Origin of the sequence: Kitasatospora sp. NPDC058115, from assembly GCF_042884635.1 — a bacterium.
GTDB lineage: Bacteria > Actinomycetota > Actinomycetes > Streptomycetales > Streptomycetaceae > Kitasatospora.
Map to the genome: position 1 here is coordinate 135421 of NZ_JBHVTL010000023.1, position 25783 is coordinate 161203.

A 25783-nucleotide genomic window follows, 5' to 3' on the forward strand; every position below is an offset into this window, starting at 1 on the left:
GCCTCCTGGGGCGGGACCGTCGGCGGAGTGCCGATAGCCATAAAGCTAAGGCTAATAGCCTTAGCCGTCAAGCTATCGACTCTCGCCCGCCCGTCCGGCTCCGGCCCGCCGTCGGCGTCCGGTCAGACGCCCTCCACCCGGAACGGGTCGTGCTCGGCCAGCAGCTTGTCCAGCCGCGCCTGGTCGACCCGGGTCACCAGCTCGGAGGTCTCCTGCTTGTCCCGGACCACCTTGGCGAGGGTGAAGGTGGAGGTGATCGTGTAGAGCAGGCCGAGGGCGAGGAACGCCCGGGTCCACGGCTCCACCGGGAGGAAGGCGATCCCGATGCCGAGGGCGGCGGCGGAGAGGGCGAAGGACAGCACGGCCTGGATGTGGTACGCGGCCGTGGTGCGGGACTGCATCGGTGCGCTCATGGCGTCAGGATGGCCGCGCCCGGCCCGGTCGCACATGAGTAGGCGTACTCAAGTGAGGGGTCGTTCGTTGACGTCCCGACACGTTCGGTAGTGTCAGTTGTCATCAAACGTCCCAAATCGCCCATCGGGTCGCGTGGTACCCGGTCCGTATCCCGCCGCCGGCAACGGACGGCTTGGAATCGGGGGGCTCTCGGATTAACGTTTGATAACGCAGCGCGGTCCGCAACGCCGTACCCAGACGGCACCGTGCGCCGTCGCCTAATCCCGCCGGCCGGCCTCCGGGCAGGCCAGGGAGCCGGGGAACCACGTTCCTTGGGGTGAATCGGCCAGGCCCAGGCCCGGCCGTAGGAGACCTTCCTGCTCCGAACCCGTCAGCTAACCCGGTAGGCGCGAAGGAAGGAAAGGAGCGCGCCTCCGTGGCGTCGACGCACACCCCGGCACACCCGTCCGGCACCCAGCTGCTCGACCACCCCGGCCCGTTCACCGGGCACGGCCCCTTCGGCGGCCCCGCCGACGAGACCGCCCCGCCGGCCGACGGGACCAGCCGGCACCGGATGCCCCGTCAGGGCCGCGGCACCGCTCCGCTGCTCGGCGTCACCGCCGTCGCCGCCACCCTGGGCGCCACCGGCTTCGCCTCCGCCACCCCGGCCGCCGCGCCCGCCGTCGAGGCGCCCGACGAGCTGCCGGCCACCCTCTCCGCCGACCCCGGCCTCGCCCTCGCCGCCCGCATCCAGCAGCAGGCCGACAGCCAGCGCACCGCGGCCGAGGAGAACGCCCGCGTCCAGGCCGCCCAGGAGGCCGAGGCCAAGCGCGCCGCCCAGGTCGCCCAGCAGGAGCAGGCCAAGCGCGCCGCCGAGGAGGCCGAGAAGGCCAAGCTCGCCGCCATCAAGCTGCCGGTGCGCGACTACCGGCTCTCCGCCCACTACGGCCAGAGCGCCCGCTACTGGGCCCACCTGCACACCGGCCTGGACTTCGCCGCCGACCAGGGCGAGCCGGTCTACGCGGTCGGCCAGGGCACCATCACCTCGGCCGGCTGGGCCGGCGCCTACGGCTACCGGATCGTCGAGACCCTGCCCGACGGCACCGAGATCTGGTACTGCCACCTCTCCTCGATCATCAAGGGCTCCGGCAAGGTCGTCCCCGGCCAGCAGATCGGCAAGGTCGGCGCGACCGGCAACGTCACCGGCGCCCACCTGCACGTCGAGGTCCGCCCCGGCGGCGGCGCGCCCGTCGACCCGGAGGCCTGGTTCGAGCAGCGCGGCGTCACTCCCTGACGCCTCCCCGCCCGCGCCCAGGGGCCCCGGCCGTCCGGCCGGGGCCCCTCGCGCGCTCCTACGCCCCGGCCGCGAGCCCGGCCCCGGTCCCGTGGTCGGCCCCGTCCGGGGCCTCGTCGCCGGCCTCGTCCCCGGTCGGCTCCAGCCCGGCCAGGTACGCGTCGATCTCCGCCTGACCCGGCTCCGGCGCCAGCTCCGGGAACTCCTCGACCAGCAGCCGCGGCAGCCCCGGCACCGTCCACGCGCCGGCCAGCTCCAGCGCCACCCCGACCGCGGCCTCCTCGAACGCCCCGAAGTCCCCGGCCAGCTCCTCCGGCATCGGCCGGCCCAGCGCCGTCAGCTCCGCCAGGTTCCGGTAGCTGCGCTCCATCAGCCCCTGCTCCAGCAGCCGCCGGGCGCCGTCGGTGGCCATGCCGACCGCCAGCGTCCGCGCCCCGCCGTCCCAGCCCCCGTCGTCCACGGGGTCCAGCACGCCGTCCGCCTCCAGCGCCGTGAACGCCGCCGTCCGCTCCTGCGCCGGGAGCTCCCGGAACCCCTCCAGCCAGGCCCGCACCGCCGCCCCGTCGCCGGTGTCCACCCCGGCCGCGCGCAGCAGCAGCGCGTACAGCCGGGGCCAGGTCACCAGGTCCGCCCGGCGCAGCAGCCCGGCCGCCACCTCGCCCTGCCACTCGGCCTCCGCGTGCAGCCGTTCCTGGCGCTTGGCGTTCAGCCGCTTCGCCGCCCGCTGGTGGTCGACCAGCAGCCGCACCGCCGCGCCGTACGCCAGCGGATCCTGCCCCGGCTCCGGCTGGACGTACAGGTACAGGCGCTCGTACAGCAGGTGCTCCACCGCGGCGGAGGTCAGTTCCGGCCAGCCGTCGTGCATCCTGCCGCCGCCCAGCTCCAGCAGCGCCAGCACCGCCCGCAGCGGGGCCTCGGCGACCGGCTCGCGGCCCTCCGCCTCCGCCCAGGCGAGCAGTTCGGCGGCCTTGGTGCGCGGGGCGAGCCGCAGGTCTTCGTCTTCCATAACCACGAACCGTAACCGCTGGTCGGGGGTAGGGTCGGGAGCCATGGTCCCCGTCCGACTCACCGGCCGCCAGCTGGCCGTCCGCGAGTTCCACCACACCCCCGAGGACGTGGCGGCGCTGCACGCGGTGTTCGGCGACCCGGAGGCCACCCGCTACCTGCCGTTCGCGCCGCGCGACCACGAGACCTGCGCCGACCAGGTCGCCCAGTACCTGGAGGAGGCGGAGCGGGAGCCCCGGGAGGTCTACCGGCTGGCCGTCGTCCGCCTCGCGGACGCCGACGACCCGGCCCGCGCCGTCCCGATCGGCAATGCCGCGCTCGGTCTGCGCCCGCACGGGGCCGCCCACCTCGGCTACGCGCTGCGCCGCGACGTCTGGGGGCTCGGCTACGCGGGCGAGGTCGTCGGGCTGCTGCGGGACCTCGCCTTCGGCCCGCTCGGCCTGCACCGGCTGGAGGCCCGGGCCGATGTCGACAACGCCGCCTCGGTCCGGGTGCTGACCAGGGCGGGCTTCCGGCTGGAGGGCCGGGTCCGGCACGACTACCGGCGCCACGACGGCTGGCGCGACGCCTACCAGTACGCGCTGCTCGCCGACGACGAACCGGCCGGGGGCGCCGTTCAGGGGGGATAACCCCACCCCCGGTTCGCCGGGGAGCCGGATGTCCGGCCCGGGCGCGTTTTGACAGGCTGAGGGGGTCAGCAGGACAGACCCCACGAGCCCGACCCGCGACCGACCCGAGGGACCGAGACCGGCCATGAGCACCCACAGCATGCAGCGCGACGAGTACGACCACCCCGCGTACGACGGCGGCGAGCGCCACGCCGTGGCCCGCCGCATCGAGGAGCCGCCGTACGCCTGGCGGGCCCCGTTCACCTCCTACTTCTACCGCGAGGTCGGCTTCACGCTGACCGGCCTGCCGCCGGCGGTCGCCGGCTTCGCCGTCGCGGTCGCGCTGTTCTCCTTCGGCGTCGGCACCGTGGTCACCGTGCTCGGCCTGCCGGTGCTGGCCGCGCTGACCGCCGCCGCCCGCGGCTTCGGCGGCCTGGAGCGCGCCCGGGTGCGCGGCCTGCTCGCCCTGGACGTGCCCGCCCCGGCGCCGGTCCGCGCCGTGCGCCCGGGCGCCTGGGGCGGGATCACCGCCCGGATCGCGGACGCGGCTGGCTGGAAGGCCGTGCTGTACCAGGTGGTGATGTTCCCCTGGGCGATCCTCAGCATGGCGGTGTCGCTGGTCTTCCTCTGCGTCGGCTGGGCGCTCGCGCTCTACCCCGTCTACCACTGGGTGTTCCCGCGCTACGTGGACTGGCCCGGCTACCGGGTCTTCGACTTCACCGGCAGCGACGGCGTCCGGCACGAGTACTACATCGAGTCGCCGCTGCAGATCGCCGGGGTCTGCCTGCTCGGGATGCTGTTCGTGTTCCTGACCCCGCAGCTGGTGCGCGGCCTGACCAACGTCAACCGGCTCGCCGCCCGCGGCCTGCTCGGCCGCTGACCCCCGGCCCCGCCGACCGGCGGGCCCCGCCCGGACGCCTCCGGGTGCGGCCCGCCGGGGCCCGTGGTCGGATGGCCGCGATGGCCGACCGAACCACCCGCGCCCGGGCCGCGGCCCCGCCCGCGCCCCTGGTCACCTCCCGTCCGCTGGACGAGTACTGCGGCCTGTTCGGCCTGACCCGGGCCGGGATCGCCGCCCTGCCGGGCCCGCTGCTCGACTGTCCCGGCGGGGCCGCCGGGCTCGCCGCCGAGGCCCGCCCGCTCGGCTGCCTGGTCATCGCGGCCGACCCGGTGTACGCCCGCCCGGCCGGTGAGATCGCCGCCCGGGCCCTGGCCGCCCGGGCCGCCATCGCCGCCGCGATGGAGGCCCGCCCCGACCTCTACCCGGCCCGTCGGCACCGCCGGCCCGAGCACTACCTGCGCGGCTGGGACCGGGCCCGCCGGCTCTTCGCCGCCGACCGCGCCGCCCACCCCGGGCAGTACGTCGCCGCCGCGCTGCCCCGGCTCCCCTTCGCGGACGGCACCTTCGCCCTCACCCTGAGCGGCTACCTGCTCTTCGCCTACCCCGAGCTGTTCGGGCCGCAGCGGCAGCTGGCGGCGCTGGCCGAACTGGTCCGGGTCACCGCGCCCGGCGGCGAGGTCCGGGTCCATCCGCTGCACGACGGCGAGGGCCGCCGCACCGCCCGCCTGGACGCCGTCCGCCGCGCGCTCGGCGAGCGCCGGATCGCCAGCGAGGTCCGCGTACTGCCGCCCGCCGACCGGGGCGGCCGTGCTCAGCGGGTGCTCGTCCTGCGCCGGGCCGGGCCCCGCACGTAATGGTCACAGATGCGGTTCACCCCTATACTCGTCGACCATGACCGAGATGTTGATCAAGTCGGCCGCGGCCTCGGACGCCGACCGGCTCACCGCGCTGATCCAGGACTGCTCCGCCTACCGCGGCGACTACGCGCCGATGATCGCCGGCTACCGGGTGACGCCCGAGTACCTGGCCGGGCACGAGGTCCACCTCGCGGTGCGCGCCGACGACGACCACCTGCTCGGCTTCTACGCGCTGATCACCGACCCCGCCGAGCTCGACCTGATGTTCGTCGCCGACGAGGCGCAGGGCCTCGGCGTCGGCCGCCGGCTGATCACCCACCTGCTCGACCGCGCCCGCGCCATCGGCATCACCGGCGGCGTCCGGGTCGTCTCCCACCCGCCCGCCGAGGCCTTCTACCTGCGGATGGGCGCCGAGCGGACCGGCACCTTCCCGGCCCGGCCGCCGATCGGCTGGGACCGGCCCGAGCTCCGCTTCCCGCTCTGAGGACCCGCCCTCGAACCCCCGGCCGCCGGGCGACGCGCCCCCGGCCCGGCGGCCGGGAGGTGCCCGCGGGCAGATGCACGCACCCGGACGCAGGCCGGCCTACCCTCCGGGGGGGGGCTCGAAGGCGGGCGGCCGCCGGCTAGGACCTCTGCTCGGACGCCGCCGGCTGCTGCGCCGGCTCCGGTCCGCCCGGCTGCTGCGGCAGGAACACCGGCGTGTCCAGCCCCGAGAGGATCTTCTCCGCCAGCCAGCTGCGGTCCGAGCCGTACGGGATCCCGTCCGGCGCCATCAGCCGCCCGGCCACCGCGTCCCGCAGCTGCCGCGCCTCCTCGGCCGGCAGCCGGGACATCAGCCCGCGCGCCGCCAGCAGCGCGTGGTACTGCTCGAACCCGGAGCGCGGACGCTCGATCGCCTCCAGCACGCTCGCCAGGTCGGCCAGCGCCGGATCGCCCTGCATCAGGGCCAGCGCCTGGACCCGCCGCCCCTCCGAGCCGTCCGCGAACAGCTCCCGCACCCGGGACGCCGTCAGTGCCGACCGCCGGGCCGTCGACCGGACCTCGGCCACCACCCGCTCCGGCCCGGCGGTCCGGTCCGCCGGCAGCATCGAGCCGGGCAGGTCGTCCGGCTGGCCGGCGCTGGTGCCGACCAGGCCCAGGTGCTGCATCGCGCGCATCCGCAGGTCGTCCGCGCCCACCTTGTCGCCCTTGCGGTCCCGGTCCTGCCCGGCCAGGAAGAGGTCCAGCGCCTGGTCGGCGTCGGAGAGCACCCGCGGCAGCGCCAGCCGGGTCAGCAGCCAGCCCGCCAGGAAGCCCAGCAGCAGGAAGTACAGGACCAGCGCGGCCGCGAACGGCGCCGTGCCCGCGCCGCCGCCCAGGGCCGGGGCGAGCGCCGTGCCGAGCCGGTCGAGCCGCTCGCCGAGCGAGCCGAGCTGGGTCAGCCCGACGCCCAGCAGCACTTTGGTGAGCCAGTCCGAGACCTGCTCCAGGTTGGTGTTCGGCGCGTACGAGCCGTGCGGTTCCCCGCCCCCGCCGCCCTCCGCGCCCCCGGCGCCGCGCACCCGGGGCACCCCGAACAGGAACCCCAGCGCACCGCCGGCCAGCGTCGCCGCGCAGGCCACCACCAGTCCGCCGCCCAGCGCCTGCCAGGGGTGCGGCCGTCCCAGCGAGAACAGCAGCAGCCCCAGCAGGCCCGCGCCCAGCAGCAGCCCGGCCGCCGCCCGCTGCGCCGTCCGCACGGCCGCCGCGCCGCCGGTCCGCCCGGTCGCCGTCGTCGCCATCGCCCACCACCCCCAGTGCCCGCACCCCACCCCTGCGGAGCGCGCGCCGACTCTAGCGGGGATGCCCCCGACGCCGAGGGCGTGATGCCCCGCGCGGCCCGCGGACACACCCGTCCGGCCCCGTCCGGCCCGGCCGTGCGGCGTCCGGGAACGCAGACGGCCCGCGGGCTGCTCCGCGACGTCCGGGCCCTGCGAGGGGCCGGACGCCGAGGCACCGGGGATGTACCGGTGAGCCCGCGGGCCGGGTGACTGCTTGGGATTTCGCCTGCCGGAGGCCTGGGGCCCCACCCTGCGCAGGCAGGGGCGGCTCTAGCGAGCAGCCACCTCACGCATCCTGATGGAACTCAATTCAGGATCACCTCCTTTCAGTGTGCCGCCAGCGTAGGCAGGCCACCGGGTGGAGGGCAACGCATTTTGCCGCGGCCGTTCCGGCCGGCCGTCGCCGGATCAGGCGGGCGTGGCCTCGGACTTGAACTTCGAGTAGTCGATGACCTGGTCGGCCGGCGGGGCCTGGACGGTCAGCGGCTTGTCGATCTCGGTGAAGTCCGCCTGGCCGCCGCCCTTGCCGGTCTTCTCGATCCGCAGCGGGTAGGGGGTGCCCTCGGTGGCGACGTGCAGGACCATCTCGTCGCCGCTGCTGTTCTTGGACTTCACGCTGAAGCTCTTCGCACCGTTGACGGTGCCGGCCGAGCCCTTGGTGAGGTCGGTGGACTTGCCGTCCTCGACGAAGCTCTTGGTGAGGTCCTTGAGGTTGCAGGCGGTGGTGAGCTCCTTCATCTCCGGGTCGTCCTGGACGCCCGCGATGTAGCGGCCCTTGAGGAGCTCGGCGGCCTTGGCGCCGTCCGCGCCGCCCCCGGCGACGTTCGCGATGAACTCGCTGTCGGGCTTCAGGTAGACCTGCTTGCCGTCGCCCAGCAGCTCGAACTTGCCCACCCCGGGCATGGTGACGGAACCCTTGCACTGCCCCTTGGTGTCGACCGCCAGGTCGATGGTCATCTTCTCGTCGGCGTTGCTGATGGAGCCGACGACCTTGACCGAGGTGGCGCCGGCGAGGGCGTCCTTGGCCTTCTTCTGGATCTCCTCGGCGCTGAGCTTGGCGGTGTCCAGCTTCGTCGCGGAGTCCTTGTCGTCGCCGCAGGCGGTGGCTCCGGCCGCGAGCAGCAGACAGATCGCGGCGGTGCCGGCAAGGCGCTTCGAGAGCATGAGTGCTTCCTAACCCGGCGCGACAGTGCGCGTCCGAACGGGTGACTTTCCCGCTCAGTATGATCGAAATATTACTTAGGCGATCTTGACGCGCCGTGCCGTTACACCTTCGTGGCAGGACCGTGCCGCGGCCGGGACGGGGCCGGGGCAGGGCCGGGGCAGGGCCGGAGCGAGCCGGCCGGGCATGACGAAGGGCCCGGAGGAAGAATCCTCCGGGCCCTTCGGCTACTGAGTAGCGGGGACAGGATTTGAACCTGCGACCTCTGGGTTATGAGCCCAGCGAGCTACCGAGCTGCTCCACCCCGCGTCGGTGAACACCACCATACGGGGAAGTCGCCCGGATGGGAAATCGGTTCCACATCCGCCCCCCGGCCCGTCCGGGCCGGCACCGTTCACCCGCCCCGCGCCGGTCCCCGCGGGGTGTGCCGCCCGGCCCGGGTCCGGGCCCAGGCGGCGAAGCAGACCAGTGCCGCGAAGCAGGGCACCATCAGCACCGCGTACACCAGCAGGAAGCCCCGGGTTCCGAGGTCGGCCGCGGCGTTCCAGGTGCCGTGCAGGGCCATCGCCAGGACGAGCCCGGCCGGCGCCGCCAGCCGGGCCAGCGCACGGCGCCCGGTGGTGAGGGTCAGCGCCAGGCCCAGCCCGGTCAGCGCGGTGAACAGCGGGTGGGCGAACGGCGAGAGCAGCCCGCGCAGGACGAAGGTCTGCACGGTGCCGTCGAAGTCCCGCAGGCTCGGCGGCTCGCCGAGGCCGATGCTGTCCAGCCGCTGCTGCTGGTCGTCGGTGAACGCCCGCCCCAGGTAGAGCGCGTTCTCGGTGAAGGCGAAGCCGCAGGCGGTGATCCCGCCGAGCACCACCCCGGCGGCCAGCGCACGCGGCCGGGAGCGGGCCCGCCGGTGGCCGGGGAACGCCGCCCGCCCGCCGGCCTCCGGGAGCGGCCCCGGGCGCGGCCGGGGCAGCGGGTGGGGCAACGGGCGCAGGTAGGGGCGCAGCCGCAGCCGGCCGCGCGCGTGCGGCCGGGCGAGCCGGCGCCGGTACCCGCGCGGCTGCCGGGGGCCGGGCAGCCGGTGCGGCCCGCCGGGTCCGGGCCGGGGGCGGCCGGAGCGCAGGCCCGCGCAGCGCAGCCGCCGGCCGAGCGGCAGCAGCAGGACGAGCAGGGCGGCGCCCTTCGCGCTCTCCTCGATCACCGGGGTGACCAGGTCGGCCCCCAGCGCCTCGCCGAGGCTGCCCTGGTGGGTGCTCAGGTAGGTGCTGGTCCAGCCGTTGGCGAGGATGGCCACGGTGGTGGCGGCGCAGGCGCCCCAGCCGAGGCAGAACACGGTGTACCGCAGCGGCACCCGGGCGGTCTGGTTGAGCCAGGCGAGCCCGCCGAGCACGAAGGGCAGCGGGACCGTCGCCAGGCCGAGGCCGACCAGCAGTCCGGTGGTGCCGGTCTGGCGGCGGACCAGGTGGAGGATCAGCACGCCGCAGCCGGCCAGTGCCAGCACGACCGTCGCGCTCACCGAGGGGACCACCGACCGGCGCAGCGAGCGCGCGGCGCGGGCCGCGGGGGAGACGGGGGCCGTGCGGGCCGCGGGGTCCGCGGGGGAGGCGGCCGGGGCGGCGGGTGCGTCCGTCCGGCCGGGGGCGGGGACGGGCGCGGGGGCGGCGGGCAGCAGCCGGTGCGCCCGGCGCCGCCGGGGCCCCGGGATGGTCCGGGGGCCGGCGGTGGGCGTGGGCATCTCTCGGTCGTCGGCGGCCCGCACGGTGAGGTGGTACCCATCGCCGGGCGGGGTGCTCACGCGCCACAGGGTAGGCCACGCCGCCCGGCGGCCGGGGGGAGTCGGAGCGAACGCCCCGCTCCGGTCCGGCCCGCCGGCGGTCGCCGGGGCCGTCGGGGCCCGCCGGGTCGAACACCCGGCGGGGACTCAGCGGCGGCGGAACAGCAGGTCGTGCACCACGTGGCCCTTGGCGAGGCCGGCCCGTTCGAACTTGGTGACCGGGCGCCAGTCGGGCCGCGGCGCGTAGCCGGGGACGGAGCCGTCCGGGTGGTCCGCCGGCTCCAGCCAGCCGGTGCCGTCGCCCTCGGGGTGCAGGTTCTCCAGCTCCGGCGAGGCGGACAGCACGTCGAGCATCTGCTCGGCGTACGGCTCCCAGTCGGTGGCGCAGTGCACCAGCGCGCCGGGCGCCAGCCGGGGCAGCACCAGCTCCAGGAAGGACGGCTGGACCAGCCGGCGCTTGTGGTGCTTGGGCTTGGGCCACGGGTCGGCGAAGTAGACCCGCAGGCCGGCCAGCGAGGCGTCGGACAGCATGTCGCGCAGCAGGATCACGGCGTCACCGGCGGCCGGGCGGACGTTGGTGCTGCCGTCGCGCTCCAGCAGGCCGAGCAGGTTGCCGTGGCCGGGGGTGTGGACATCGGCGGCCAGGATGCCCATGGCGGGGTCGGCGGAGGCCATCGCGGCGGTGGTCTCGCCCATGCCGAAGCCGATCTCCAGGGTGACCGGCAGGCCGCCGAACAGCGCGGGCAGGTCGAGCGGGGTGCCGTCGATCGCGATGCCGTACTGCTCCCAGCCCCGGTCCAGCGCGCCCGCCTGGGCGTTGGTCATCCGGCCCCGGCGCGGCTGGAAGCTGCGGATGCGCCGCTCGCTGTGCTGGGCCTCGGTGGCCTTGTGCGGGTACATCGGCGCGGGGTACGCGGCGGGTGCCGCGGAGAGCCGGGCGGAGGGCGAGGGCTGGGGGATCGGGGCGGTGGCAGTCACAATCACCCGAGTCTACGGGGCCGTCGGGCGCGGGCCGCAGGGCCTGTGACGGTCCCCACGTTCCCGCCCGCCGCCCGCCTTCCGCCGGCCCTCAGCCGCCCGCCTCCAGCGCGGCCAGCGCCCGGCGGGCCACCTCCCGGCCGATCGGCAGCGAGGCCGTCGCCGCCGGGGAGGGCGCGTTCAGCACGTGCACCAGGCGGCGGGTGGAGCGCGGGTCGTCCGGGTCGAAGCCGGCGAAGGCGAAGTCGTCCAGCAGCGCGCCGTCCCGGGCCACCGCCTGGGCGCGGACGCCGGCCCCGGCCCGGACCAGGTCGGCCGCCGTGACGGCCGGCAGCAGCCGCTGGACGGCCGTGGTGAACGCCCGCTTGGACAGCGAGCGGTGCAGTTCGCCCAGCTCGTAGCGCCAGTGCCGGCGGGCGATCCGCCAGGTGCCGGGGAAGGCGGCGGTGCCGGCGAGGTCGCGCGGCCGCACGGTGCGCCAGTCGTAGCCCTCGCGGGCCAGGGCCGGTACCGCGTTCGGGCCGACGTGCACGTCCCCGTGCACGCCCCGGGTCAGGTGGACGCCCAGGAACGGGAACGCCGGGTCGGGCACCGGGTAGACCAGGCCCCGCACCAACTCCCGCCGCTCCTTGACGAGTTCGTAGTACTCGCCGCGGAACGGCACGATCCGCACCCCGGGGTCGTCGCCGGCCAGCCGGGCGATCCGGTCGCTGTGCAGGCCCGCGCAGTTCACCAGCACCCGGCAGCGCAGCTCGCCCGCCGAGGTCTGCACGGTGACGCCGTCGGCCCGCCGGGCGACCGCCCGCAGCTCGGCCCCGGTGCGGATCTCGGCGCCGGCCTCGCGGGCCAGCCGCGCGTAGGCGGCGGCCACGGCGGGGAAGTCGCAGATGCCGGTGGTGCCGATGTGCAGCCCGGCGATGCCGGTGACCTGCGGCTCGTACGCGGCGATGCCCCGGCGGTCCAGCTCGGTGACCGGGATGCCGTTGGCCCGGCCGCGCTCGGCCAGGGTGCGCAGCCGGTCCAGCTCGGCGGGCCCGGTGGCGACGATCAGCTTCCCGGTGACCTCGTGCGGGATCGCGTGGGCGCGGCAGAACTCCACCATCTCGGCGGCGCCGGCCACCGCGTACCGGGCCTTGAGCGAGCCCGGCCGGTAGTAGACGCCGCTGTGGATCACGCCGCTGTTGCGCCCGGTCTGGTGGGCGGCCAGTCCGGGTTCCTTCTCCAGCACGGTGAGTCCCAGTCCGGGCCGGGCCCCGGTCAGCGCGTACGCCGTGGCGAGCCCGACGATCCCGCCCCCCACCACCAGCACGTCGACGTCGTACCGCACGGCTCGCTCCTCGCCTCGCCTCGTCCGACCGTCCCCCGTCCGACGGCGATGCTGCCATGCCGGCGGGGGCCGGTCGAGGGGGCGTCACGGGGCGCCCGGGCGCACGGTCAGGCCGGGGCGACGATGACCGTGCGGGCCCGTTCGGTCAGTTCGCGCACGCGGCGCTCGCCCTGGAACGGCTCCAGCCTGCGCAGCATCTCCACCACGTACTCGCGGCTGCGCTGCGAGGAGATCCGCCCGGCCACGTCGACGGCGCGCTCGCCGGCCGCCACCGCGGCGTCGAGGTTGCCCGCCTCGGCCTCGGCCATCGCGGAGACCACCAGCCGCAGGCCGTGCGAGCGGACGAACCCCTCGGTGGGCCGGGCCAGCGCCTCCCGGGTGAACTGGCGGACCTTGGAGGGCACGCCGAGGTCGCGGAAGCACTCGGCGGCGTCGGCCGCGAGCCGGTCGTAGGCGTAGAAGTCGATCCACGCCGGATCGGGATCCCCGGCGCGCGCCCGCTCCAGTGCGCTCTCCGCGGCCCCGAGCGCCGTCGCGCACGCCGCCGCGTTCCGCGCCTTGGCCTGGGCCCGTGCCTCGACCAGGTGGAAGAAGCTCATCGTCCGGGTGGTGGCCAGGCCCCGGTTGCGCTCCAGGGCCGCCTGGGCGAGGTCCACGGCCTCCTCGGCGAACCCCCGGTACCCGGCCTGGAGGCTCATCGAGGCCAGCACGTAGCCGCCGAGCGGGACGTCCGCGGCGGCCCGGGCGAGCCGCAGGGCCTGGATGTAGTAGCGCTGGGCGGCCTCGTGCTGGCCGGTGTCGAACGCCATCCACCCGGCCAGCCGGGTGAGTTCGGCCGTCGCGCCGAACAGCGCCCGGCCCACCGCGTCGCTGTAGGAGGCGAGCAGCAGCGGCGCCGCCTCGACCCGCAGGCACTCCGGCACCATCGACGAACGCCAGTCCCCGCCACCGTACTTGGAGTCCCAGCGGCGGGCCTCCTGGGCGGCCTCGCGGAGCTTGGCGGCGTCCGAGTGGCCGACCCGGTAGGAGCCCGCCTCGGCGGGGGAGCGCGGCACCTCACGGGCCACCGAACCGTCGGCGGGGGTGATCAGCCAGCGGGAGACCGGGGTCGCGTACGCGGCGACCGAGAAGGTTCCGGCCAGGCTGTCGCTCCAGCGCCCGCCGCCGGGGCCGCGCCGCAGGTCGAGGTCGACCCGCCAGAGGTCGGTGGCGGAGCGGACGGCGTCGGGCACCTCGCGCGGGAAGGCGAGGCCGAGTTCGGGCGCCGGGTCGGTGTCGCCGAGGCCGATCTCCTCCAGCGGCACCGGCCGGCCGAGTTTGCCGCCGATCGCGGTGGCGATCAGGTGCGGCACGGGGCCCTGCGGCACCATGCCCTTGCTGACCCAGCGGGCGACCGAGGTCTTGTCGTAGCGGAGCGTCAACCCGCGTTGGGCGCCGAGGTCGTTGACGCGGCGGGCCAGCCCGGCGTTGCTGATCTGGGCGAGGGTCAGGAGCGTGCCGAGCCGTTCGTTCGGTCCTCGTGGGCTGACGGTCATGGTGGCGGCGGCACCTCCTGCGGCCTTGTGCGCGGGGCCCGGGAGGCCCCGGGCCGTAGCTGCTGTACCTAGAGTAGTCGGACGCGTTCCGACGGTTAAGAGGCCGCATTCCGGATGGCGGGATCGCGCGCCCGGGCCCGGCCGGCCGGCGGTCCGGCGGATTGGTCCGGACCACCCGGATCCGGCCGCCCGGGGGTGTCCGGGGGGAGCGCCGGAGCGCCGTGCTCCGGTCCCGTGTCGATGTGCGCCCGGCCGTGCCCCCTGGCCCGACCGGCTGGTCGGCGATTCGCTGGTGGTCGTGGGTCGGCCCGCCGTCGAGGACCCGGCGGGCCGGGGGATGCCGCCGCCTCCATCCCCGCGGGCGGTGGCGACGTCCGGGAGGGCATGCGGATGCCCTCCCGGGCAGAGCGACGCCTTTCGGCCATCTCGCGATGGCCATGACAGGGCGCCGTGGAGGGCGGTCCGGGCCGAGGAGGGGGAGGCCCGGCCCGCCCCGGCGGGGAGGCGGTCCGGTTGCCGTCCGGGTGTTCGAGCCGCGTGCCGACGGGCGCGCGGGGCCGCCCGGGCGCGGACCGGAAACGTCAACTCCGGTCGCCGGACGCGGAACCGGTGGCACCATGTCCTCTGACGGTGCGCCACGGGCCGGCCAGGGGCGCCGCCCGCTGACGGGCGCGCCGGGCGGTGCTGGTCCTCGTGCGGTGGAGGCGCGATGCGGTGGCTGACGGGCTGGTGCACGGGCGCGCCCCGACCGGGCGCACCGGCGCACGAGACGCCCGGCGCGGTCGCGCCGATCGCCGCGCGTCCCCTGTGGAACGGGCCCGATCCGCTCTGGGCCGTCGGCGACTGGCGGCCCGAGGAGATCCGTCTGGTCACCCTGCGACCCGGCGCGCCCGCCGTCGTCACCACCGGGCCCGCCGCCCCCGACCCGGTCGAGCCCGGACCCGCCGTGCTCCGGCTCGCCGTCCTCGGCCCCTGCGGCGCCACCGACGCCGAACTCGCCGCCGGCCTGGCCGCCGCCCGCGGCGGCGCCGTCCGCCACCTCACCGCCTGGCCCGGCAGCTACACCGTGGTGCTGCGCAGCGGCACCCGCTCCACGGTCCTGCTCACCGACCTGGCCGGCGCCCGGCCGGTCTTCCACACCCCCTGGGGCGGCGGCACCGCGTACGCCACCGCGGCCCTGCCGCTCGCCGACCTGGTCGGCGCACCGCTGGACACCGGCCACCTGGCCGCCCGGCTCGCCTGCCCCGAGGCGCCGGAGGCGCTCGGCACCGGCACGCCCTACCTGGGCGTGCAGCGGGTGCCGCCCGGGCACGCGCTGGGCCTGCGCGACGGGCGGCCGTTCCTCTCCGGGTACGACGAGCCGGGCGCCGGCGCGGGGCGCGGGCGCGGCGAGGCGGCGGCCGTCGGGGAGCTCACCCGGGCCCTGCTGGAGTCGGTCCGCTTCCGGGTGCGCACCAGCCCGGCCGGGCCGCCGGGGCGGGCCAGGCTCGGCGTCGACCTCTCCTACGGGCCGGCGTCCGCCACCGTCGCGCTGCTCGCCGCCGCCGTCCCGCTCGCGGCCGGGGCGGGCGGCGGCGGAGCGCCGCGCCGGACCGGACCGGCGCCCGCCGGGTCCGGCGCGGCCGCCGACCGGCCGGCCGTCGTGCGCACCGGGGCCGTGAAGGGGTCCTGGGCCCGCACCGCGGCCCGGCTGCGGACCGCCCCCGAACCGGTCGCCGCCGTCACCTCCGGCGAGGCGGCGGCGGGCCCGGTCGCCGTCCCGGCGCCGGACGTGCCCCGGCTGCGCCACACCGTGCTCGCCACCGACCCGGACACCCTGCCCTACGCGGACCTGCGCACCGACCCGACGGCCGGGCGGCTCACCGACGAGCCCGGGCCGGAACTCGTCACCGCGGCCTGGGCCGGGGCCCGGTTCGAGGCGGGCGGCACCGACCACCTCACCGGCTACGGCGCCCGGCACGTTCTGGACGGGCACCCGGCCCGGCTGGCCGACCTGCTCCGGGCCGGCCGGTCGCGCGAACTGCTCTCCCCGGTGGCCGCGCTGGCCGGCGCCGACCGGGCGGCCGCCGGCGTCCTGGCGGGCGCGCTGCGGACCCCGCTCACCGTGGTGCGCGCCGCCCACCGGCTGGCCCGCAGCCGGTGGGCGGAGGCGCTCGACGACACGGCCGTGAAGCTGACCCTGCGCCGGACCTCCGACGGCGGCGGCACGGCGGGCACCCGCTCGGCGGACGACCTCGCCTGGGTCGTGCCGGGGCCGGCCGCCCGCTGGCTGTCCGACGAGGCGCTCTCCGCCGTCGCGCTGCGGCTGCGACTGGCGGCGCGCGAACCGGCGCCCGGCGAACACCCGGGCGCGTACCGGGCGCGGCACGCCCTCCACCGGCACGCACGCGGGTTCCGCACGCTGGTGCACGCCACCGAACAGCCCGGCCAGCGCCTGCACGCGCCCTTCCTCGACAACCAGGTGGTGCGCGCCGCCCGGCTGCTCCCGGACGACGTCCGCCTCCAGCCCGGGGCCCGGCACGCGCTGCTGCGGTCCGTCCTGGCCGGCACCGGGCGCACCGACCTGCCGCCCGACTGGGGCCGCGGGCCCCGCCCCGACCGCACCGCCCCCGCCCGGGCGGGCCTGCGGCTCGCCGCCGACGGCCTGGCCGAACTCTTCGACGCCCCGCTGCTCGCGGAAGCCGGCCTCATCGACCTGACCGCCGTCCGCGCCGCCCTCGCCCGCGCCACCGACCGGACCGCCGCCCTCCCGCCCGCCGCCCTCGCCGGTCTCGCCGACCTGGTGGCCACCGAACTCTGGCTGCGCCGCGTCCGCGCCCGCCGCCACGGCGCCTGCTGGACCGGCCTGCCGCACCCCGCCCACCCCGCGCTCACCCCCACCCGCTTCCGCTGAGCCGCCGTTCGCTCCCGCTCCGGGCGCCGGGCGCCGGGCCCGGGCGCGGAGAGCCGGCGTCCCGTGCGGCGGCCTCGCCCCGGGGGCGTGTTCGGCGCGGCTCGGGGGCGGGCGGGGGCGGGGCGGCGATCATGGCGGGGCATCCCGTCCCCGTCCCGCGCCGCTCCCGCTTCTCCCCGCACCCACGGAGGTCCTGGTGACCAGTGCCAGTCCTGATCCGTCCGTTCCCGTCGTGCTCTCGGTGCACGGGCGGCCGCCGCAGGGACGGCCGCCGGGGGTGCTCGCCGCGTGCGACGGGTCGGACGGGTCGCTCTGGGCGCTGGAGCGGGCGATGACCGAGGCCGAGGTGCACGGCCTGCCCCTGTACGTGCTCGCCGTGGTCAACCCGGCGCCCGCCGGCTACCCGCCGGGGATGGCCGAGCTGGTCCAGGAGAGCGTGGAGACCCTGGTCGAGTCGATGGCCGACGGCCTGCGCCGCGCGGTGGCCACCGTCCAGCAGGCCCGCCCCCACCCCTGCACGGCCGAGATGTCGGTGCACGTGGTGCTGGGCAACGTGATCGAGGTCCTGCTGGCCGCCTCGGCCCGCCAGCACACCCTGGTGCTCGGCACCCGGGGCAACGGCGGCTTCACCCGGCTCCTCCTGGGCTCGGTCAGCAGCGCCGTCGTCCACCACGCGGCCTGCCCCGTCCTGGTCGTCCCCGCCCCGCCCGAGGGCTGAGCGCCGGGGGCGCCGGGAATGTCCCGAGATGGTTCATCGTTCACCGATCTCGGACCGCACGCCCCTTCCCACCTCCCTGGAGCCCCCGTCATGAAGGTCGAGATCTACTCCGACATCGCCTGCCCCTGGTGCTACATCGGCAAGCGCCGCTTCGAGCAGGCGCTCGACGGCTTCGCGGGCAAGGAGAACGTCGAGGTGGTCTACCGGCCGTACCAGCTGGTCCCGGACGCCCCGGCCACCGCGAGCCCGCACCGGGAGTGGCTGGCCGAGCGCTACGGCCCGCAGTCCGTCGCGATGGACGCCCGGGTGGCCGAGCTGGGCCTCACCGAGGGCATCACCTACGACTTCGACGCCGCCCTGCACGCCAACACCTTCCTCGGCCACCGCCTGCTGCACCTCGCCGAGAGCGAGTACGGCGCGGTCGTCCAGGGCCGCCTGAAGGAGGCCCTGCTCAAGGCGCACTTCACCGACGGCGTGGACGTCGGCGACCGCCCCGCGCTCACCGAGGTCGCCGTCGGGGCGGGCCTGGACCGCGAGCGGGTGACCGCCTACCTCGCGGGCGACGAGGGCACCGCCGAGGTCCGCGCGCAGCTGGCCGAGGCCCGCGAGCTGGGCATCACCGCCGTGCCGACCTTCGTCTTCGAGGGCAAGTGGGCCGTCCAGGGCGGCCAGGAGGCCGAGACCTTCCGCCGGGTGCTGGAGCAGGTCGCCACCGAGATCGGCGAGCGCCGGCCCGCCCCGGTGCAGGTCGCCCCGGCCGGCGAGGCCTGCGCGGACGGCTCCTGCGCCGTCTGAGCGGACCGGGCGGAGGGGGAGGCCGTCCGCCCCGGGGCCCGCGTCAGACGCACCTGAAGCGGGCCTCGGCCCAGTCGGCCATGTTCAGCGCCGACCAGAGGCCGTTCGCCGGCGTCACCACCAGCCGGATGGACTTCTGCCCGTCCAGCGGCACGTGCACCGGCACCGCCGGGTCGCCCGCCCGCAGCGTGCGCGAACTCCACAGCGTCCGGCCGTCGCCGCCCTGGACCGAGAACACCACGCCCCCGAGCGTCACGCTCAGGTCGTCCATCCCGGCCACCGCGTCGAAGGACGTGCAACTGCGGTTGAGGTCGATCAGGGTGGTCGCCGGTGCGTGCACGCTGATGCCGTGCCGGTGCTCGGCGCCGCCGACCGCCACGGTGTCCCGCTGCCAGAACCAGTCGCTCCCCTTCTGCCGGATGACCGGCTGCGGCGGGGGCACCCGGTTGTTGCCGGGCTTGATCACCGGGAGGCTGTCGGCCCAGAAGTCGGCCGGTGGCGGCGGCGTGCTGGGCGTCGGCACGGACGGGACGACGGTGGGCGTGGGGATCACCGGCACGTCGGGCGTGGGCACCGCGGGCAGGGTCGGCAGCTCGGGCAGCGGCACGGCGGGCACCGTCGGCAGCGGCGGCAGGCTCGGCTGCGGCGTCACCGGGGGCGCGGGCTGCGCCTTGGACGGCGACGGCGACGGCGAAGTCGCCGGTGCCGTCGTGGACTTCGGCGGCGCGGGCGGCGGCGAGGCCGCCGCGGTGGCGGCCGGCGCGGTGCCGGGCGCGGCCGGCGGCACGGGCCTGGGCGGCGCGCTGCTCGCCGCGGGCGCCGACGGCGCGGGGGCGGGCTCCTCCACCGGGGCCGGTTCGGCGCTCGCCGGAGCCGGCTGCGGCGCCGGTTCCGCGGCGGCGGGCCCGGGCTCCGCGGACGGTGGCGCGGGCGTGGCCGGGGCGGCCGCCGCGGGAGCGGCCACCGGGGGCTTGGGTTCGGGCGAGCCGGTGAGCGCGTACGCGGCGACGGCGGCCGCGGCCACCGCGACGGCGGCGGCGATGCCGGCCTTGGCGGCGGTGCCCAGGCCCTCCCCGGCCGCACCCGCCCCGGCATCCGTGCCGCCCCCGCCCGCGGCTCCGCCCGCAGCGCCCCCCGCGGCTGCGCCCGCGCTTCCGGACGCCGCCCCCGCGGCGGCACCCGTGGCACCCGTGGCGGCACCGCCCGTCGCCGTGCCCCCCGCCGTGGCGGCCGCGGTCCCGGCGGCCGCGCCGCCGACCACCGCCGCCCCGCCCACGGCGGCCGCGGCGGCACCGAAGCCGCCCACGCCGACCCAGACCAGCACCCCGCCGGGCAGCAGCGCGCGCAGCCCGTGGTTGATCTCGGACAGCTCCAGGCACGCGGCCGTGCACCGGTCGCACTCCTTGAGGTGCCCCCCGACCTCCGCCGAGGCCCGCTTGCGCAGCGAGCCGCGCGCGTAGGCGCCGAGCCGGTTGGCGTACGCCGCGCAGGCCCGGTCCTGGCTGCCCGAGACATGGGCCTGCAGGAAGCCGGCGGCGAGCCGGTCACGCGCCCGGTGGGCCTGGACGGCGGTCGCGTTGGCGGTCTTGCCGAGCATCACCGCGACGGTCTTGGGCGACTCCCGCTCGACCTCGGTGTGCCAGAGCACCATCCGGTCGTCCTCGGGGAGTTCGGCGTAGGCCTGCATCACCATGCGCTGGTCGGCCATCGCCATCGCCCAGGCGTCGGCGCCCGGGTCGGCCAGGTCGAGGTCGACGACGGCGGCCGAGGTCTGCGCGAACACGCTGAAGTCGTCGACGAGTTGCTCGCGCCGCTCGCTGCGGGTCCAGGCGGCGGCGACGTTGCGCACGGCGGTCAGCAGATAGGCGCGGACGGCGAACTCCGGCCCCTTGCCCGCCTTCAGCGCCTGCAGCGTGCGCGCGAACACCTCGCCGGCCAGGTCCTCGGCGGTGAAGCTGTCGCGGCAGCAGGTCCGGGCGTAGCGGCGCACCGAGTCGACGTGCCGCCGGTAGATCTCCTCGTACGCGGTGTCGTCGCCGGCCCGCACGAGTGCGGTCAACTCGGCGTCGGAGGGCGGCCGTTCGCCGTCGACCGGATCGGCGGGCGCCGGCACGGTGGGGCGTACCGGGGTTCCGGTGCCGACGAAGGCCTCCGGGGTGACGCCGCCGAGCCCGGCGGGGGCCTGCCCGGGGACGCGGCCCTGGGGGAAGGCGGCGGCGGAGGCGGAGAGCGTCTCGCGGCTGGGCATTCCGGCCTGGTCGGGCACCTGCCCGGACACCTGGGGGGCGGGCGCCGGCCCGCTGCCGGGCGCCCCGGGATCGGGGCTCGGGCCGTCAGGACCCCAGTCCGGTCCCCAGTCGGGTCCGGCTCCGGCGGACCGCCCGAAGTCGAGGCCGTACCCGTAGTCGTTCTGTTCCTCGGCGCTCACAACGGACCCCAGACTCCATGACAGCCCCCGTAGTGTGGCAGGGCGCGCAGGAGTGCGTGGGCGCACGAGGTCCCGCTGCACGGCGCCGAGGGCGCGCGAACGGCGCGCATCGGGACATTGGCTCCAACCACGGGCAAAGGATGGCATAGCGCAGAGTTGGGCGGTAGCCGGACCGGCCGTGACCCACTCTTCCGTGGGGCCGTCGCGGATGTGTTCGCCCGCCGCGCGGCGCCCCGGCGGAGCCCGCCCGCGCCGGGCGCACGACCCGCTTCCGCCCGTCGCCCGGTCGACCAACCTCCTTGCCCGCAGCGGACGGTGGCCGTCCGGGCGGGATGACGTTCAGCGGGCCCGCAGGCCGTCGAGCAGGATCTGCAGCAGCCGGTCCGACGGCCCTTCGGCGGGCTGGCCGTCCGCCGGCCGTCCACCGGCCTGCTGCGGTGCGTCCCCGCCCGCCGGGCCCGTCGCGGCGGGGCCCGGCAGCCCGGCCGGCGCCGCACCCGCCGGAGCACCGCGCCACGCGTGCACCGGCACCGACGCCGTCAGCACCAGCACCACGTCCGCGACGGTGACCCCCTGCCGGAGCTCACCGGCCGCGCCCGCCCGCGCCACCAGCGCCGCGAGCAGCTGCAGCAGCAGCCGCGGGTCCGCGTCGGCCACCAGCGCCGCGGCCTCGGCCTCGGCCGTCGCCGTCCCGGAGCCGGGTAACCCGCCGGAGACCGCCGTCCCGTCGCCCAGGGCCTCGTGCCGCGCGGCACCGAACCCGAGGGCCGGTTCCGGCGTGCGCTGCTCGGGCACCCGCCCCAGCTCCTCGGCGTACTGGAACGCCTCCGGCGGCAGCAGCCGCCCGGCGCCGGTGGACACCGCACGCGCCAGGTACCCGGCCAGCGCCTCCCAGGCCCCCGAGCCGCCGTACAGCGACTCGCGCGCCTGGGCCGTCAGCCAGGCGACCTCCTCGGCCGCGATCCGCTGGACCAGCACCTCCTTGCTCGGGAAGCGCCGGTACACCGTGCCCACGCCGACCCCGGCCCGCCGCGCGACCTCCTCCATCGGCGCGCCGTAGCCGAACTCGCCGAACACCTCGCGCGCCGCACGCAGCACGCTCTCCAGGTTCCGGCGGGCGTCGACCCGCAGCCGCGCGCCCGAAGGCGGCCCGCCGGCCTGTGCCGTCTCGCCGCCGCCCCGGTACGGGACGGCCGCGTACGCCGTCCCGGCCGGCCCGGGGGCGCCGGACGCGCCGGGCGGCCCGGCCGCCTCGGCGGGCCCGCGTTGCTCCGGCACGACGCCCTGGCCGGAGTGTGCCGCACCCGCTCGCCCCAACAGTCGCTCCTGTTCCATCATCCCAACTCTCCCCCGCAGGCATCCGATCCCGGACCCTGCCGTCGCCCGCCCCTGCACCCCCCGGTGCAGCTACGCCTGAAAGAAATGACCGATGACCCATCGCTCGTGCCGTTGATGGTGCCGCCCGGGTGACGCCCGACCGCGGGTGCGGTCACGCGCAGACCACCCGGACCCCGATCCGGCGGACGCCGCCGGTCCGATCGGTGCGATCGGTCCGGCGTACCGGCGCCCGTCCGGGGCCCTGTCCGGGAACTACCCTTCCCCGGATCACGGTCCCGCAGTCGGGTTCTCCCGCCAACACTAGAACTGGCCGTAATGGCCCCTCCACGGTGCGTCGCCGCCAGTTGACATGGCACTGGCCGCTCCGCCACACAATCCGACCATAGTTCACCGCCGTTGGAGGCCGAAAGTGCGTCAGAAACTCACCCCGGCAGCACATCCGTCCCCGCCCGGCACCACCGGTCCCGTCCGCCACAGCACGGACGGTGGACAAGACGGCGCCGACGGCCCTTTATTGGGGGGCGTGATGGGGGCATGCCCGGTCGACGGCGGGCTCCGGGCCCCATCGACGGGAGGTGCGCCATCAGGATCCTGATCGTCGGCGGCGGGTGCGCGGGCATGTCCGCGGCGCTGCACCTCCAGCGCGGCCTGCGCGAGCGGCTGCGCCGCGGCGAGGTCCACCTCACGGTGGTCGAGCCGCAGGCCTACCTCACCTACCACCCGCTGCTCGCGGAGGTCGCGGCCGGCACCATCGACCCCCGGCACGTGGTCGTACCGCTGCGCCGCGAGCTCACCGGGTGCAAGGTGCTCACCGCCCGGATCACCCGGATCGAGCACGCCACCCGCCGGGCCTGGGCCGACGCCGCGGGCCCGGGCGAACCACCGGCACCGGTCGAACTCGACTACGACGTCCTGGTGCTCGCCCCCGGCGCGGTCTCCCGCACCGCGCCCGTCCCCGGCCTGGCCGAGCACGGCCGCGGCTTCTCCACCGTCGGCGAGGCCGTCGGGCTGCGCAACCACGTCCTGGAACAGCTCGACCTGGCCGCCACCACCCGTGACCCGGCGCTCCGCCAGGCCGCGCTCACCTTCGTCTTCGTCGGGGCCGGCTACGCGGGCGTCGGCGCGCTCGCCGAACTGGAGGACATGGCCCGGTACGCCGTGCGCGGCCACCACAACATCACCCCCGAGGACCTGCGCTGGGTGCTGGTCGAGGCCACCGGCCGGATCCTCGCCGAGGAGTCGCCCGAACTCGCCGACCACACCCTCGCCCAACTGCGCGAACGCAGCATCGACGTCCGGCTGCGCACCACCCTGGACTCGGCCTCCGGCGGGGTGATGGCGCTCTCCGACGGCAGCCGGTTCGCGGCCCGCACCCTGGTCTGGACGGCCGGGGTCCGCCCGAACCCGCTGCTGCGCGCCACCGACCTGCCGCTGGACACCGCCGGCCGGGTCCGCTGCCTGCCCACCCTCCAGGTGCTCGGCCCGGACGGCCGCGCGCTGCCGGGCGCCTGGGCCGCCGGGGACGGCGCCGCCGTGCCCGACCCGCACGCGGACGGTGCGCCGTGTGCGCCGAACGCGCAGCACGCCTTCGCCCAGGCCGAAGTGCTGGCCGCCAACGTGCTGGTCGCGCTGGACGGCGGCCCGCACGCGCCCGGCATCGTCGCCTACCGGCCCGGGGCGCCGGCCTGTTCCACCTCGCTGGGCCTCGGCCGGGCGGTCGCCCACACCAGGCGCGGCGGACGGCTCACCGGCCGCCGGGCCTGGTGGCTGCACCGGGCCCGCCACCTGCGCCGGCTGCCGAGCGGCGAGCGCCGGGTGCGGATCCTGGTGGACTGGGCCCTGGGCGCGCTCTTCTCCCGCGAGGTCGTCCCGCTCGGCCGGCCCGACCGGCGGGCACCTGCCGACGAGCGGCCGGTGTGAACCGCCCCGGCGGTCCCGCGCCGCCACCGCCCGCTCGGAGTACGGACACGGCCCGCCGGCCGACCGGACGACCACGCCGGGCGCGGGCGACTTCCTGAATCGGGTCTCCGCCTGACAGGATCGGCCCGACCGAGTCATTACCCCGTGTGCTGACGAGTGCACAAAAAGTGATGATATGTCTGGAACCCGAGGAAGCGGCCGTCGTTTGAACCTCATGCGCTGGAGCGCCCGGCTCACCGGAGTCCCGTGGCGTGCCACCCCGCCGAACGGGGCCGGCACCGACCGCGCCGCGCCGACCGGCGACGCGGTCGTGGTCCCCGGCCCCCGCGACCCCACCGGGCCCGCCGGCCCGGCCGAGCCTCCGGACGCCCTCGACCCCACCGGCGTGCTCGACCCCCACCGGCCCCAGGACCTCCGCGAGGTCCTCAACCGCATCCCGGCCCCGGTCGCCGTCACCTACGGCCCGCTGCACCAGCTCGGCTACGCCAACCGCGCCTACCGCGAACTCTTCGGCGAGCGCCCCACCGGTCTGCCCGCCTGCGACGCCCTGCCCGAACTCGGCACCCTCGGCGTCCTGCCCCTCATGGACCAGGTGATCCGCGGCGGCAGCCCCCGCAGCGTCAAGGCCCGCTGCATCCTCGGCCTCACCGGCAACCGCTACTACAACGTCTCCTGCGTCCCCCTCACCCGTGACCCGGGCCGCCCGGCCCCGGCCGGCGGCGTGCCCGCCCTTTCCACTCCAACGAGCGACGACCCGACCTCCGGAGTCCTCGTCTTCGCCGCCGAGGTCACCGACCAGGTCCTCGCCGCCGCCCGGCTGCGCGAGTCCGAGCGCCGCCACCGCGAGGCCGCCGTCACCCTCCAGCGCAGCCTGCTCCCGCAGAAGCTCGACCAGCCCGCCGACCTCCGGGTCGCCGCCACCTACCAGCCCGGCGGGGCCGAGGCCGCGGTCGGCGGCGACTGGTACGACGTCATCGCCATCGGCGGCGGCCGCACCGCCCTGGTCATCGGCGACGTCATGGGACGCGGCCTGCGCGCCGCCGCCGTCATGGGCCAGCTGCGCACCGCCGTCCGCGCCTACGCCCGCCTCGACCTCCCGCCGCACAAGGTGATGAGCCTGCTCGACGGCCTCGCCATGGAGATCGACGCCAACCAGATCGCCACCTGCACCTACGCCGTCTGGGACCCGCAGCGCCGCACCCTCGGCTACGCCTCCGCCGGCCACCTCCCGATCCTGCTGCGCTGCCCCGACGGCACCGTCCTGCGCAGCGAAGAACAGAACGGCCCGCCCCTGGGCACCGGGGGAGGCGTCCACCTCTCGCACACCCTCCGGCTGCTGCCCGGCACCACCGGCGTCCTCTACACGGACGGCCTGGTCGAACGCCGCGACGAGGACATCGACCAGGGCCTCGACCAGCTCGCCCGCACCCTCGCCGGCGCGGTCGGCGCCCCCGACGTGATCTGCGCCCGCCTGCTGCGGGCGATGGGCGTCACCTCCGAGCACGACGACGACGTCGCCGTCCTCGCCTTCCAGCTGCCGGCCGACGAGGAGTCCCCCGAACGGAGGCCGGCTCTTGACTCGGCCACCCAAGAGGTCTAGTGTTCTTCGAGCTGCCTGGCTGGGAGCACCGGACACGCATCGGCGCGGACGGTCCCGGGGTAGCCAATCCTCTGAAACACCACCTCTTCCCGGTTACGGGCCGAGGCGCTTCGTTGTCTTTTCGACGCGTTCCGGCTCAGGGTTTATTCGGTGTGCCTGTTTTCAAGGGTTGCGGCCGGATTCGCTTTTCGGAGCGGGGATCGGCTAGAGTTTGAAACGTCGGACGGGGCGTCAAGCCGCAGAAGACACCAGCGAGTTGGACGAAGGAAGCGCCGGGAACGGCACGGAAAACATCTGATAAGCTGAAGACACGAAAGAACGAAGCGCCCGGAGGGCCGGTGTGAAAGCCGCCTGATGGAAGCGTCTGTTCCTTGAGAACTCAACAGCGTGCCAAAAGTCAACGCCAGATATGTTGACATCCCCGGCCTCAGATTCTCTGGGGTTGGAGATTCCTTTTGAAATAACACAGCGAGGACGCAGTGCGCGGGGCCGCCCTATTCCGGTGGTTGCCGTGCCGCTCAACGCGAGTG

The 25783-nt window shown here is 76.5% G+C and carries 19 protein-coding genes, 1 tRNA gene, 1 pseudogene and 1 riboswitch; of the genes and pseudogenes, 10 read left to right on the forward strand and 11 right to left on the reverse strand.

What is annotated here, in order from left to right:
* Nucleotides 1-122: 122 nt before the first annotated feature.
* Nucleotides 123-413, reverse strand: coding sequence for a YiaA/YiaB family inner membrane protein (locus tag ACFVVL_RS24465; RefSeq protein WP_380297507.1), 291 nt, complete (start codon nt 411-413; stop codon nt 123-125).
* 245 nt (nt 414-658) lie between these two features.
* Nucleotides 659-817: riboswitch (cyclic di-AMP (ydaO/yuaA leader) on the forward strand.
* A gap of 12 nt (nt 818-829) precedes the next feature.
* Here ACFVVL_RS24465 and ACFVVL_RS24470 point away from each other — a divergent pair.
* Entirely contained in the window at nt 830-1687 is an 858-nt protein-coding gene (locus ACFVVL_RS24470) for a M23 family metallopeptidase (protein WP_380297505.1), read from the forward strand.
* A gap of 58 nt (nt 1688-1745) precedes the next feature.
* Here ACFVVL_RS24470 and ACFVVL_RS24475 read toward each other — a convergent pair whose 3' ends face one another.
* Nucleotides 1746-2693 (reverse strand): hypothetical protein, encoded by a 948-nt coding sequence (locus tag ACFVVL_RS24475; RefSeq protein WP_387678587.1) that lies wholly within the window; start codon nt 2691-2693, stop codon nt 1746-1748.
* Between the two features lie 43 nt (nt 2694-2736).
* Between ACFVVL_RS24475 and ACFVVL_RS24480 the strand changes: the two genes are divergently transcribed.
* From ACFVVL_RS24480 to ACFVVL_RS24495, 4 genes are all read left to right on the forward strand, one after another.
* Nucleotides 2737-3321 (forward strand): GNAT family N-acetyltransferase, encoded by a 585-nt coding sequence (locus tag ACFVVL_RS24480; protein ID WP_387678589.1) that lies wholly within the window; start codon nt 2737-2739, stop codon nt 3319-3321.
* 124 nt (nt 3322-3445) lie between these two features.
* On the forward strand, nt 3446-4180 hold the full coding sequence (locus ACFVVL_RS24485) for a sensor domain-containing protein (protein ID WP_387678591.1): 735 nt from the start codon (nt 3446-3448) through the stop codon (nt 4178-4180).
* A gap of 80 nt (nt 4181-4260) precedes the next feature.
* A complete protein-coding gene (locus ACFVVL_RS24490; protein ID WP_387678593.1) occupies nt 4261-4995 on the forward strand; it encodes a class I SAM-dependent methyltransferase in 735 nt (244 codons plus the stop codon).
* Between the two features lie 37 nt (nt 4996-5032).
* Complete coding sequence (locus tag ACFVVL_RS24495) at nt 5033-5482, forward strand: GNAT family N-acetyltransferase (RefSeq protein WP_380297495.1); 450 nt, start codon at nt 5033-5035, stop codon at nt 5480-5482.
* A 139-nt stretch (nt 5483-5621) separates the two neighbouring features.
* On the opposite strand, the gene ACFVVL_RS24500 is transcribed toward ACFVVL_RS24495, so the two are convergent.
* The 7 genes from ACFVVL_RS24500 to ACFVVL_RS24530 form a co-directional block, all read right to left on the reverse strand.
* On the reverse strand, nt 5622-6758 hold the full coding sequence (locus ACFVVL_RS24500; RefSeq protein WP_380297493.1) for a hypothetical protein: 1137 nt from the start codon (nt 6756-6758) through the stop codon (nt 5622-5624).
* A 447-nt stretch (nt 6759-7205) separates the two neighbouring features.
* The gene (locus ACFVVL_RS24505) at nt 7206-7961 is read right to left on the reverse strand and encodes a hypothetical protein (RefSeq protein WP_380297491.1); all 756 of its coding nucleotides are present in this window, start codon (nt 7959-7961) and stop codon (nt 7206-7208) included.
* Between the two features lie 233 nt (nt 7962-8194).
* A tRNA-Met gene (locus ACFVVL_RS24510) sits at nt 8195-8268 on the reverse strand.
* An 85-nt stretch (nt 8269-8353) separates the two neighbouring features.
* A complete protein-coding gene (locus tag ACFVVL_RS24515) occupies nt 8354-9742 on the reverse strand; it encodes a PrsW family intramembrane metalloprotease (protein WP_387678598.1) in 1389 nt (462 codons plus the stop codon).
* A gap of 126 nt (nt 9743-9868) precedes the next feature.
* Complete coding sequence (gene trmB, locus ACFVVL_RS24520) at nt 9869-10699, reverse strand: tRNA (guanosine(46)-N7)-methyltransferase TrmB (protein WP_387678601.1); 831 nt, start codon at nt 10697-10699, stop codon at nt 9869-9871.
* 91 nt (nt 10700-10790) lie between these two features.
* Complete coding sequence (lhgO, locus tag ACFVVL_RS24525) at nt 10791-12026, reverse strand: L-2-hydroxyglutarate oxidase (RefSeq protein WP_380298172.1); 1236 nt, start codon at nt 12024-12026, stop codon at nt 10791-10793.
* A 107-nt stretch (nt 12027-12133) separates the two neighbouring features.
* On the reverse strand, nt 12134-13561 hold the full coding sequence (locus ACFVVL_RS24530; RefSeq protein ID WP_380298174.1) for an MFS transporter: 1428 nt from the start codon (nt 13559-13561) through the stop codon (nt 12134-12136).
* A gap of 709 nt (nt 13562-14270) precedes the next feature.
* Between ACFVVL_RS24530 and ACFVVL_RS24535 the strand changes: the two genes are divergently transcribed.
* The 3 genes from ACFVVL_RS24535 (at nt 14271) to ACFVVL_RS24545 (ending at nt 17967) form a co-directional block, all read left to right on the forward strand.
* Nucleotides 14271-16454 (forward strand): asparagine synthase-related protein, encoded by a 2184-nt coding sequence (locus ACFVVL_RS24535; protein WP_387678604.1) that lies wholly within the window; start codon nt 14271-14273, stop codon nt 16452-16454.
* 196 nt (nt 16455-16650) lie between these two features.
* Nucleotides 16651-17172, forward strand: coding sequence for a universal stress protein (locus ACFVVL_RS24540; RefSeq protein WP_380297515.1), 522 nt, complete (start codon nt 16651-16653; stop codon nt 17170-17172).
* 90 nt (nt 17173-17262) lie between these two features.
* Entirely contained in the window at nt 17263-17967 is a 705-nt protein-coding gene (locus ACFVVL_RS24545) for a DsbA family oxidoreductase (RefSeq protein ID WP_387678607.1), read from the forward strand.
* A gap of 43 nt (nt 17968-18010) precedes the next feature.
* On the opposite strand, the gene ACFVVL_RS24550 is transcribed toward ACFVVL_RS24545, so the two are convergent.
* Nucleotides 18011-20395, reverse strand: a complete 2385-nt coding sequence (locus ACFVVL_RS24550; protein WP_387678610.1) for a sigma-70 family RNA polymerase sigma factor — start codon at nt 20393-20395, stop codon at nt 18011-18013.
* A 339-nt stretch (nt 20396-20734) separates the two neighbouring features.
* Nucleotides 20735-21730: a TetR/AcrR family transcriptional regulator gene (locus ACFVVL_RS24555; protein ID WP_387678613.1), complete on the reverse strand. Its 996-nt coding sequence runs from the start codon at nt 21728-21730 to the stop codon at nt 20735-20737.
* 621 nt (nt 21731-22351) lie between these two features.
* Between ACFVVL_RS24555 and ACFVVL_RS24560 the strand changes: the two genes are divergently transcribed.
* Complete coding sequence (locus tag ACFVVL_RS24560) at nt 22352-23653, forward strand: NAD(P)/FAD-dependent oxidoreductase (RefSeq protein ID WP_387678616.1); 1302 nt, start codon at nt 22352-22354, stop codon at nt 23651-23653.
* Nucleotides 23654-23858: 205 nt separating this feature from the next.
* A pseudogene (locus ACFVVL_RS24565) lies at nt 23859-25196 on the forward strand (PP2C family protein-serine/threonine phosphatase); the annotation flags it as partial.
* Nucleotides 25197-25783 lie beyond the last annotated feature (587 nt).

What these genes read in the sequence shown, in the direction of transcription:
- ACFVVL_RS24485 (WP_387678591.1), top strand. Translation starts at nt 3,446, where the DNA reads ATGAGCACCCACAGCATGCAGCGCGACGAGTACGACCACCCCGCGTAC.
- ACFVVL_RS24465 (WP_380297507.1), bottom strand. Translation starts at nt 413, where the DNA reads ATGAGCGCACCGATGCAGTCCCGCACCACGGCCGCGTACCACATCCAG.
- ACFVVL_RS24480 (WP_387678589.1), top strand. Translation starts at nt 2,737, where the DNA reads ATGGTCCCCGTCCGACTCACCGGCCGCCAGCTGGCCGTCCGCGAGTTC.
- ACFVVL_RS24535 (WP_387678604.1), top strand. Translation starts at nt 14,271, where the DNA reads ATGCGGTGGCTGACGGGCTGGTGCACGGGCGCGCCCCGACCGGGCGCA.
- ACFVVL_RS24505 (WP_380297491.1), bottom strand. Translation starts at nt 7,961, where the DNA reads ATGCTCTCGAAGCGCCTTGCCGGCACCGCCGCGATCTGTCTGCTGCTC.
- ACFVVL_RS24560 (WP_387678616.1), top strand. Translation starts at nt 22,352, where the DNA reads ATGTCCGCGGCGCTGCACCTCCAGCGCGGCCTGCGCGAGCGGCTGCGC.
- ACFVVL_RS24495 (WP_380297495.1), top strand. Translation starts at nt 5,033, where the DNA reads ATGACCGAGATGTTGATCAAGTCGGCCGCGGCCTCGGACGCCGACCGG.
- ACFVVL_RS24530 (WP_380298174.1), bottom strand. Translation starts at nt 13,561, where the DNA reads ATGACCGTCAGCCCACGAGGACCGAACGAACGGCTCGGCACGCTCCTG.
- ACFVVL_RS24475 (WP_387678587.1), bottom strand. Translation starts at nt 2,693, where the DNA reads ATGGAAGACGAAGACCTGCGGCTCGCCCCGCGCACCAAGGCCGCCGAA.
- ACFVVL_RS24500 (WP_380297493.1), bottom strand. Translation starts at nt 6,758, where the DNA reads ATGGCGACGACGGCGACCGGGCGGACCGGCGGCGCGGCGGCCGTGCGG.
- ACFVVL_RS24555 (WP_387678613.1), bottom strand. Translation starts at nt 21,730, where the DNA reads ATGGAACAGGAGCGACTGTTGGGGCGAGCGGGTGCGGCACACTCCGGC.
- ACFVVL_RS24545 (WP_387678607.1), top strand. Translation starts at nt 17,263, where the DNA reads ATGAAGGTCGAGATCTACTCCGACATCGCCTGCCCCTGGTGCTACATC.
- ACFVVL_RS24490 (WP_387678593.1), top strand. Translation starts at nt 4,261, where the DNA reads ATGGCCGACCGAACCACCCGCGCCCGGGCCGCGGCCCCGCCCGCGCCC.